The organism is Streptomyces sp. CB02400, assembly GCF_001905725.1.
In the GTDB taxonomy this organism is placed as follows: Bacteria; Actinomycetota; Actinomycetes; order Streptomycetales; family Streptomycetaceae; genus Streptomyces; species Streptomyces atrovirens.
On record NZ_LIWB01000028.1, the window covers coordinates 54,288 to 62,943 of the forward strand.

An 8,656-nucleotide genomic window follows, 5' to 3' on the forward strand; every position below is an offset into this window, starting at 1 on the left:
GAATGCTCTCGCACCGCGATCAAAATCCTGCCGTCGGGCATGTGGCCCCCTTCCAGCGGCCCGGTGCCGCTCCGGCCAGTGTCCGAGCCGGCTCACGGCGGGCACCGGCACCGGGAACGGCAAACCACCGGAACGACGGAAACGTACGGTCACCGCATTGACCGGCGGTCACGTCGGCCCCTGCCGCAGGCAACTGACGCTCGGAGGAGCAGTAGCTCACGTGCTAGATGACGCCTCGAACTTGATCATTCAGTTCGGTGTCCGGCGGACGCGGATACGGAAGCGGCCTTTGTTCGAACATGCGCCCTGACCAAGGAACACGCACGTCCGGCACGAAGGCCGTGAGGACGAGTTGCTGCATCGCGACGCCCGGCAAGAGGCTTTGGCGCACCTGTCATGCTTCCGGGAGAGTTCCATACAAGTCTGACCACTTGTTCGGACGTGTTGTTCGAGCTGGCCGGCGCTGTCCTGCGCGGTGATGAGCCGGTCGGGGCGCCGGCCGAGCTGCCATTGGTGGGCGAACACCGCCGCGGTCACGGAGGGCTTCACGAGGCGGTGACCCGCGGCCAGGTGGACGCGGACCGGCTGCGGCGGGCCCTGGCCACGGTGCCCCTGCCGCGGGCCGTTGGCGGCCGGCTGGTCCTGGCCGACGACTGTGCGAGCTGGTTGAGTGACTGATCACGGCAGGCCAGTGGCAGGCAGGCGACCCGGACATCCTCATCATCGCGGACGCCGGCTACGACGCACCCCGCCCGGCCTTCCTCCTGCAAGGGCGTTGTCACGTTGTTGGGTGCGTGGCCGTCTGTGAGGATGATCCTTTGGTGTGGACACCCTGACAATGGATCTTGATGGTCCAGGCAGGGATGTCCAGGTGGGGCGCGAGTCTCCGTATCCGGAGGAGTTCAGGAAGGACGCCGTCGCGCTCTACCGCGCCGCGGCCGGGAAGCGGACGTACGCGGCGGCAGCCGCGGGTCTCGGCATCGCCGCGGAGTCGCTGCGGACGGTGGGTCCGCAAGGACGACTCACAGGCCGTGCCCGGACGCCGTGACGCGGGTGGGAGCGAGGCGGAGGAGCCGGCCCGACCGCGGGCGGAGAATGCCCGGCTGCTGAAGGCGGAGAAAGAATGGCAGCTGGAGCGCGAGATCCTGCGCCGGGCAGCCGCCTGTTTCGCCCGGGAGGTGAAGTGAGCCCCCGCCGCCGGGACTTCATCTCCGCCAACCGCGCCGACTTCGGTGTGCGGCGGATCTGCCGGGTGATCGGGGCGTCCCGCGCCGGCTATTACCGGCACCTGGCCACCGAACAGGCCCGCGCCGAGCGCCAGGCCGAGGAGAAGCGGACCATGAGCGAGATCCGCGCCATCCACCTCGAGCACCATGGTGCCGACGGCGCCCCGCGCGTCCATGCCGAGCTGCGTGCGAGGGGACGGAGGATCAACCGCAAGCGCGTCACCCGACTGATGCGGATCAACCACATCGTCGGGCGGCACCTGCGGAAGAGGAAACGGACGACGATCGCGGACAGGAGCGCGCCGCCCGCGCCGGACCTGGTGATGCGCGACTCCACCGCGGACACGCTGAACACCAGGTGGTGCGGCGACATCACTTACACAGCCATCGGCGTGAAGTGGCTCTACCTCGCCACGGTGATCGACATCTGCTCGAGGAAGGTGGTGGGCTGGTCGATCGCCGACCACATGCGCACCTCGCTGGTCACCGACGCGATCGAGATGGCCGTGGCCGCCCGCGGCGGCCGGGTCCGCGGCGTCGTTCTCCACACCGCCAGGGGCGCCCCATAACACCCGCTTCTGATCACAAGAACGGGCGTTCGGTGGTGAGGGTGATGCGGCCGTCTGTCCAGGTTGGTAGGCGCTGGGCAAGTTTCTTCAGGGACGGGCCTCGTACGTGGTGCAGGTGCACCGCGAGTTCTGTGCCGAACAGCATCTGGAAGTGGACTCCGAGGCCCCTCCCGGTGCCGGTGAACAGTTCGTCGGCCGGGACGTCGGGCTCCGGTGGTTCGTTGAGCCGGTACACGCACAGGGCCTGACGGTCCGGGACCGGTCCGGGGAGGACGGCGACGGCGCGGACCGCCGGCCAGCCCAGTTTGATCACGGGACGGTATCCGTATGCCTGGTGGTACGCGACTCCTTCGGGATGGAAACGGACTGCCGGGTCGTCCGGGCGGCTCGGCGTGGGCCCGCCCGTGTACGCACGGATCGTGGTCAGCGGCGTGCTTCCCGGCCGGTAGAACAGTGACTGCCGGTAGAGCTGCCGATAGTGCGACGACTCGTTACCCATCGCGCGACTCCTTCGCAGGCTCGTCCGTCGAGTCCAGCCAGTCTCCCAGTTCCTCCCACTGCTTGGCGTATGTGATCGCCTGATCTGTCGAGTCGGCGCGTTCTTGTGCTGGGTGTCACTTGAACTCGCTGATGTATGGGCGTTCCGAGCGAGGCGGGGGTCTACTGGGCGGAGCTGGCGGACATGTTCGCCCGGGGTGCCTCTGTGTCTTGTCAAGCTGCTTGAATGAGGCAGAACTTGGCTCTGCGTTCGTCAGCGATCATGACGCGCCACACGTGGTCCGCCAGGCGGCGTTTCAGGCACCGCTCCGCTTCCTTCATCGTCTTGCCCTCGGCGAGTTTGCGCTGGCGATCTCCACCGGGGTAGCACCGGCGTAGTTCGCGAACGCCGCCGAGGTGGGGAACCGGTGAGCCCGTCCGGTGCGGCCGATCAGCCGGGCGGCCATGACCGGCCCGATGCCCGGGGTTGTCCATCAGCGTGCTACCCGATGTCTCCACCAGGTTCTGCATCCGGGCAGCATTGTCCGTGAGCTGCTTGTCCAGCTTCCGGATCTCGGCGACCAGATCCCACGCGATGTCCTTGCGGACGATCTCGACGTCGCCAGCGGGGCGGACGGATCGCAGCAGCTTGGCGGCCCAGGTCCGCGGACAGCTGGGTCGGGGCGTCTCCGGGCAGCAGTGCGTGGAGTTGATTGACCGTGCGCACCCGGGTCTGGGCCAGGTTCACACGTCGTTCGTCCAGGAGGGCCAGCGCCGTGGTGTGATCCTCGGGCACGACGTCCCGTCCGTCTCCTTGCAGATAGGCCACGGTGGCTGCGGCCGCGGCGTCGATCTGGTCGTTCTTGCGCCGTCCGCCGCGGGAGAGTTCGCACACTCGGCTGGTCGCTGCGGCAGGGATGTCGACGACGCTCTTACCGCGGGCGATGAGCCAGCTCCAGGCCCTGTACCAAGCAGCTCAGGCGGGGACAGCCTTTGCTGCCCAACTACGCCGTGAGCACCAGCAGGCCGCACGCAGTTCCCGCCGTGCGGCATCGGTGCTTCGGAGCTGCGAGACACAGATCGCGCACCTGATGCCTCTGCGAGCGCAGTACGCGGACGATCTGCTCAAGCTCGGAATGCTGGGCGGGGCCCAGCAGCTCTTCGACCCTCTGAGCGTCACCACCTGCCCGGCCTGTCTGAATCGCCTGCCGGTCCCGCCGACCGCTGCGGACGGGCAGTGCAGCATGTGCAGCCACGACCTGACCGATGCTGACGGGGCACTAGTCTTCTGAGTCAGGAATTCTGTTCAGATAGCTGGCGAGTCGCTCGGGGATCTCGTCCGCGGTCTTGGTCCAGATGTAGGGCTTGGGGTCGGTGTTCCACGCGGCGATCCAGGTGCGGATGTCCTTCTCCAGGGCCTGGACGCTCTTGTGGACACCTCGCCGTATCCGCTTGTCGGTCAGCTCGGCGAACCACCGCTCGACCAGGTTCAGCCAGGACGATCCGGTGGGCGTGAAGTGCAGGTGGAAGCGGGGATGGGCCACCAGCCACGTCTTGATCGCCGGAGTCTTGTGGGTCGCGTAGTTGTCCAGCACCAGATGCACGTCCGGGCCCGCCGGGATCTCCCGGTCGAGTTTAATCAGGAACTTCTCGAACTCCTCGGCCCGGTGCCGGCGGTGCAGGGAGCCGATCACCTTCCCCGTGGCGACCTCCAGGGCGGCGAACAGCGTGGTGGTGCCGGCACGCGCGTAGTCGTGGGTGATCCGCTGTGGGACGCCGGGCGTTATCGGCAGCACCGGCTGGGAGCGGTCCAGAGCCTGGATCTGCGACTTTTCGTCTGCGCAGAACACCGGAGCGCGCTCGTCAGAACTCGCAGGGAGTACGGAGACAAGACGGGGGTACACCCAGGCGGCAATGGACCATGTCACAGGCAGGCCCCTGACCAGCGCTCCTGCCTGTTCCCCGAAGGGACACCGATGCGAAGACTATTCGCCCGCGCCCGCCTGCTGCCGACGCTCGCGGCCTTGCTGAGCTTATCGCTCGGCGCCGCGCCCGCGACGCAGGCTGCACCAATGGACGAGGGCACCGTACTGCCGATCGCGTACCACTGCGATCTCGCAGTGGATCCGCTCCACGAGCGGGTGTTCGTCTCCGACTACACCACGGGCAGTGTCCTGGTAGCCGACTACCAGGGGCGCCTGATCCACACGATCAAGGACCTGCCAGGGGTGTGCGACCTGGAGTTGTCCGCTGACTCCCGCACGCTCTACGCGCCGCTCGCCCTCGGCGACGCCATCAGCGTCATCGATACCGGTTCCGCCCGGCAGCGAGCCCGCCATGCCACCGGCGTCGGCACCGCACCGTTCCACGTGGCGCTGAGCGGTCGGACACTGTTCTTCGGTTACGGAGAACAGTGGGAGGCGAGCATCGGCTCGCTCACACTCGGCACCTCCACCCCGAAGGTGCGTCTGGGGCTCATCCCCGAGGGCGACTTCAGCGGTGCGCCGCTCCTGGCGACCTCCCCCGCAGCACCGGGAATTCTCGTCGCCGGAGACCAGAACACCTCTCCAGGGCACCTCTCGGTGTACGACGTCTCCGGGGAAAGCCCTGTCCTTCACGCGACGGTGCGCGGGCCTGGCGGCAGCTCCAACTTCAGCGACCTGGCCATCACTCCGGACGGCAAGAGGCTGCTGACCGCATCCGGGGCGCCCTACCACCACCCCTCGTTCCGGCTGCCGGACCTGGCCGAGGAGCACACGTATGCAAGCACGTCGTATCCCAACGCCGTTGCGGTCTCCTCACGCGGCGACGTCGCAGCCGGCGTGAACAGCATTGAACCCGACCCGGACGTATACCTGTATCGGGCCGGGGCCGACTCCCCCTACCGCACGGTGTCCCTCGCCCCGGCCACCGGGTTCGACGCCGGCTACCTACGACACCGTGGCCTCGCATGGGCACCGGACGGAACCCGCCTGTTCGCGATCAGCGGGCACAGCGATGAGGAAAACCTGCGTCTCGTGGTCATACCGTCAGCACACCAGCCGACGGCCGGCTAAGACTCCGCCGTGGCCCTGCCGACGCTGATGCGGCGTCGGCAGGGCCACGGCCTCCGAGTGCAGTCGGGCGCGTCACCAACACATCAGAACGGCCGGGCCGGGGCGCGCGGCTCGGCCCCAGGTGCTGGCCGCACCGTCGTGTGTGGCCGCACCGTCGCGTGTGGCTGCCGGGCACGCCGTGGCGGTGCCTGCTGCTCCGCATGGGCGACCTGCCGGGCAAACTGCCCCGGGCAGCACCCGATGCCCCGTATCTGTAGTGGTTGTGATCACAAACCTGAAGCGTGCCGCGGCCGTCGCCGCCCTGGCCCTGCCCCCGCTGGCCGCCCCGGCCTCCGCCGCCCCCGAGACCGGCCCGGCACGGGCCGCGATCGACTGCCCGTCCGGCTACGTGTGCATCTACCCCGAGATCAACTTCGGCGGGCAGCCCTGAGTACGGCGCGCCGTCGGCGGCAGCGTGAAGGACCTGCCCTCCGCGATCCGCGACCGCGGCAGCTCGATCCGCAACAACTCCGACCGCACCGCCCGCGTGTACGAGAAGCGCAACCACTCCGGCCGGTGGGTGTGCGTCACCCGCAGCGGCGACTCCCTCCGCGACCTGCGCGGCTACAGCCTCAACGACCAGACCCGCTCGCTGAAGATCAACCGCAACGACTGCGGATAGCTGCTCCAGCGCGTGCCCGCCCCGGTGCCGCTGGCAGGACACAAGAAGGTCCCCAGCCCTACGGAGAAGTCATCTCAACGGTGGTGCCGGCCCGTCGGTACAGGTGGGCCAGAGCCTCATCGTCCACGGGGTAGGGGCGTTCACGCGGCAGGAGTTGCCGGGCGAGGTCCAGCTCTCCGTCTCGTACGTGGGCGTGGACCGTGCGGGCCAGCGGTGTGACATCGGCTATGGAGACGATCCACTCGTCGGCATAGAGGTGTGCGGCTTCACCGGTGAGGCCGAGCTGCAGCGACCGGTACGGAAGCGGCTGGAGACGCAGGTCGCGTTCGGGGTCCCACTGGACCCGATCGGGAGCCCGCCTCAACCAGCGCTTCCACGTGGCGCGGTCGGCGTGGAGTCCGTGCTCGTAGTGGGACAGGCAGGCGTGTCGCAGCGCCCACTCGAAACCCTCCCGGGTGATCTCGACGACGAGGACGCTCTCCTGGCCTTCCTTGCCGCCCCACCCGCAGCGGTACATCATCCACAGGAACGACGGCTTGGTCTGTTGACTGCACCGTCTGGTGCGTCAGGTGATTCTGGTCGACACGGTGGAGTCGTCGCCCTGCCGCCGCGCCGGGAAGCCCTGGAGACCGCGAGTTGCTCCGGTCCTCAGGGCGGCCCGGGTATCAGGCGCTGGTGTACTGGGCGGCGTACTCCTCGCTGGGCGGGACGACGGTGATGACGTCAATCAGCACACCGTCTGGGGCAGCGAGGATGAAGTGGCGCTGGCCGAACTCCTCCGTACGCAGCGGCAGCACTTCGGACAGGCCGGCCTCAGCCACGAGCCGCTGGTACTCGGAGTCGACGTCGTCCACCTCGAAGTTCAGCAGCAAGCCGCCCTGGAGGGCGGCCCGGTGGCCTTCGGGGATGGTCGGGTGGACGTGGTCGAGAAGGGCCAGCTCGTACTGCGGGGCGTCGGGGCGGCGCAGGCTGACGTACCAGTCAGCCTCGAAGGTCACCTCGAAGCCGAGGTGGCGGGTGTAGAAGTCGCGGGAGGCCGCCACGTCCCGGGTGGCGAGCACCGGGTAGAACCCGCTGAGCTTGGTCGTGGGCATGGTCGTTGGTTCGTTCGTCATGACAGGGGTCCTCCACCGCATTTCACATACCCTGAGTATGCGAATGGAGCGTTAGCATACCCTCGGTACGCGAAATGGGAAGAGGCGGTGCGTTCGATGACGGTCAGCCGGGCGGAACAGCGGGCGGCCACGCGGCATGCGCTGCTGGCCGAAGGGCGACGGCGGTTCGCCGCCGACGGGTATCACCACGTGGTGCTGGCCGAGGTGGCGCGGGCCGCCGGGGTCACCAAAGGGGCCGCCTACCACCACTTCGGCAGCAAAGCCGGACTCTTCCGGGCCGTCGTCTGCGAGGTGCAGCACGAACTGGGCGAGCGGGTCGCGACCGCGGCCGAGCGGTACGAGGACCTCTGGGAGCAGCTCCGGGCCGGCTGCCGAGCCTTCCTCGCCGGGGGAACCGACCCGGCGGTGCGACAGATCCTGCTGGTCGACGCGCCAACCGTCCTGGGCTGGGACGAGTGGCGGGCCATGGACGAGAAGTCCTCCGCCCGGCACCTCACGGAGGCCCTGACGGCGCTCGCCGCAGCCGGGGTCATCGCCGATCAGCCCGTGGAGCCCCTCGCCCGGTTGCTCTCCGGAGCGATGAACGAGGCCGCGCTCTGGATCGCGCGGGGCGGGGACCCGCAGGCCGGGGAGCAGGCACTCGACCGGCTCCTGGTGGGGCTGCGCACCCCGGACTGACCTCTCACGCCGACGTTCGGCGTCTTCCGAGTCAGTGCGGAGAAGATCCACGTCACCCGGTCCCGCTTCCACTCCGCCGGGAAACGGCCGTCCCGGGCCGCCGCCGGACCGATCGTCGGCGAGTACGCCTGATAGACGGTGATCGTGCGGTCCGTGTGCAGGGCTCGGATCCGGTGCTTGGGTTCTGTCACTGGATCAGCGTGATCACACGTCTTCGCGCGCCATCGAACTACCGCGGCGGGAGGCCACTGAGTCCGCGGTGGCCGATGAGGGTGCAGGCGATTCCCGTGAAGGCGAGGAAACCGAGTTGATCGCGCACCTCGACCAGTCCAGATCGCCGCGGCAGCCAAGTGCATCGAGGACCAGACGGTGCAGCTCGGCCCATACCCTGGCCTTTGACCACTCGGTGCACCAGCGGTGGGCCGTCGCCCCGGACAACGCCGCGGGCAGCAGCTGCCACGTGCAATCCGCCGGCGCCACGAACGCGGGTGCTCTGCAACCCGAGTGCCAGCGGGAATCGAGAGGTCCCGTGAACCGCCCACGTACTCGGTCTCGACGACACGGCCCGTGCCTGTGGCCTCACCGAAGCGCACCCGCAGTGTGTCTGCCGGCCGGTAGCGTGACCGGGTGAGGGTGGGAAGCGAAGTCACCCGGCTCATCGTGGTCCGAGGCAACTCGGCGTCCGACAAGTCCTGCGTGGCAGCGAAGATCCGGGAGCGGTTCGGCCGGGGCCTGGCCCTGCTCGGTCACGTCCGCTGGAGTGGTGTATCGACGGCCACTCGGCGATCTCGTGTTGAGGCTATGCGGTGAGTCCGGTGGGCAGGGCGGTGTCGTCGGTTTCTGACTCGATCGGGTGGAGTCGGGCCTTGGCGAG

General features: G+C 68.6%; 7 protein-coding genes and 8 pseudogenes. 7 read left to right on the forward strand and 8 right to left on the reverse strand.

Translation table 11 applies throughout. The features are described 5' to 3' along the window. Positions 1-355: 355 nt before the first annotated feature. Positions 356-770 (forward strand): annotated as a pseudogene (locus tag AMK33_RS45080) (transposase); the annotation flags it as partial. Between the two features lie 101 nt (positions 771-871). Continuing rightward, positions 872-1,789 (forward strand): annotated as a pseudogene (locus AMK33_RS40960) (IS3 family transposase); the annotation flags it as partial. 19 nt (positions 1,790-1,808) lie between these two features. Here the strand turns inward: AMK33_RS40960 and AMK33_RS38420 are convergent. The 3 genes from AMK33_RS38420 to AMK33_RS43440 form a co-directional block, all read right to left on the reverse strand. Next, positions 1,809-2,294: a hypothetical protein gene (locus AMK33_RS38420; protein WP_073937891.1), complete on the reverse strand. Its 486-nt coding sequence runs from the start codon at positions 2,292-2,294 to the stop codon at positions 1,809-1,811. A 212-nt stretch (positions 2,295-2,506) separates the two neighbouring features. After that, entirely contained in the window at positions 2,507-2,803 is a 297-nt protein-coding gene (locus AMK33_RS45400; RefSeq protein WP_443030955.1) for a hypothetical protein, read from the reverse strand. Continuing rightward, positions 2,775-3,218: an IS110 family transposase gene (locus tag AMK33_RS43440; RefSeq protein WP_201263159.1), complete on the reverse strand. Its 444-nt coding sequence runs from the start codon at positions 3,216-3,218 to the stop codon at positions 2,775-2,777. The genes AMK33_RS45400 and AMK33_RS43440 overlap by 29 nt, the downstream gene beginning before the upstream one ends. A 145-nt stretch (positions 3,219-3,363) precedes the next feature. Between AMK33_RS43440 and AMK33_RS44435 the strand changes: the two genes are divergently transcribed. Beyond that, complete coding sequence (locus tag AMK33_RS44435) at positions 3,364-3,564, forward strand: hypothetical protein (protein WP_235618325.1); 201 nt, start codon at positions 3,364-3,366, stop codon at positions 3,562-3,564. On the opposite strand, the pseudogene AMK33_RS38440 reads toward AMK33_RS44435, so the two are convergent. Next, positions 3,553-4,134, reverse strand: a pseudogene (locus tag AMK33_RS38440) (IS630 family transposase); the annotation flags it as partial. The gene AMK33_RS44435 and the pseudogene AMK33_RS38440 overlap by 12 nt on opposite strands. A 114-nt stretch (positions 4,135-4,248) precedes the next feature. On the opposite strand from AMK33_RS38440, the gene AMK33_RS38445 reads away from it, so the two are divergent. Together AMK33_RS38445 and AMK33_RS43450 are read left to right on the forward strand one after the other, a co-directional pair. Beyond that, entirely contained in the window at positions 4,249-5,328 is a 1,080-nt protein-coding gene (locus AMK33_RS38445) for a lactonase family protein (RefSeq protein ID WP_235618326.1), read from the forward strand. A 262-nt stretch (positions 5,329-5,590) separates the two neighbouring features. Further along, positions 5,591-5,989, forward strand: a pseudogene (locus AMK33_RS43450) (peptidase inhibitor family I36 protein). 58 nt (positions 5,990-6,047) lie between these two features. Here the strand turns inward: AMK33_RS43450 and AMK33_RS38455 are convergent. After that, a pseudogene (locus AMK33_RS38455) lies at positions 6,048-6,527 on the reverse strand (DUF4291 domain-containing protein); the annotation flags it as partial. 127 nt (positions 6,528-6,654) lie between these two features. Beyond that, positions 6,655-7,083, reverse strand: a complete 429-nt coding sequence (locus AMK33_RS38460; protein ID WP_073937895.1) for a VOC family protein — start codon at positions 7,081-7,083, stop codon at positions 6,655-6,657. A 117-nt stretch (positions 7,084-7,200) separates the two neighbouring features. Between AMK33_RS38460 and AMK33_RS38465 the strand changes: the two genes are divergently transcribed. Further along, complete coding sequence (locus AMK33_RS38465; RefSeq protein WP_073937904.1) at positions 7,201-7,782, forward strand: TetR/AcrR family transcriptional regulator; 582 nt, start codon at positions 7,201-7,203, stop codon at positions 7,780-7,782. A gap of 44 nt (positions 7,783-7,826) precedes the next feature. Here the strand turns inward: AMK33_RS38465 and AMK33_RS44440 are convergent. Together AMK33_RS44440 and AMK33_RS43165 are read right to left on the reverse strand one after the other, a co-directional pair. Next, positions 7,827-7,973, reverse strand: a pseudogene (locus AMK33_RS44440) (DUF4291 family protein); the annotation flags it as partial. A gap of 106 nt (positions 7,974-8,079) precedes the next feature. Further along, positions 8,080-8,265: pseudogene (locus AMK33_RS43165) on the reverse strand (IS5/IS1182 family transposase); the annotation flags it as partial. Positions 8,266-8,415: 150 nt separating this feature from the next. Here AMK33_RS43165 and AMK33_RS44445 point away from each other — a divergent pair. After that, positions 8,416-8,529, forward strand: a pseudogene (locus AMK33_RS44445) (kinase); the annotation flags it as partial. Between the last annotated feature and the right edge of the window lie 127 nt (positions 8,530-8,656).

Excerpts from the sequence above, each read along its gene's own strand:
- AMK33_RS38465 (WP_073937904.1), top strand. The coding sequence starts at position 7,201 with ATGACGGTCAGCCGGGCGGAACAGCGGGCGGCCACGCGGCATGCGCTG.
- AMK33_RS38460 (WP_073937895.1), bottom strand. The coding sequence starts at position 7,083 with ATGCCCACGACCAAGCTCAGCGGGTTCTACCCGGTGCTCGCCACCCGG.
- AMK33_RS38445 (WP_235618326.1), top strand. The coding sequence starts at position 4,249 with ATGCGAAGACTATTCGCCCGCGCCCGCCTGCTGCCGACGCTCGCGGCC.
- AMK33_RS44435 (WP_235618325.1), top strand. The coding sequence starts at position 3,364 with ATGCCTCTGCGAGCGCAGTACGCGGACGATCTGCTCAAGCTCGGAATG.
- AMK33_RS38420 (WP_073937891.1), bottom strand. The coding sequence starts at position 2,294 with ATGGGTAACGAGTCGTCGCACTATCGGCAGCTCTACCGGCAGTCACTG.
- AMK33_RS45400 (WP_443030955.1), bottom strand. The coding sequence starts at position 2,803 with ATGCAGAACCTGGTGGAGACATCGGGTAGCACGCTGATGGACAACCCC.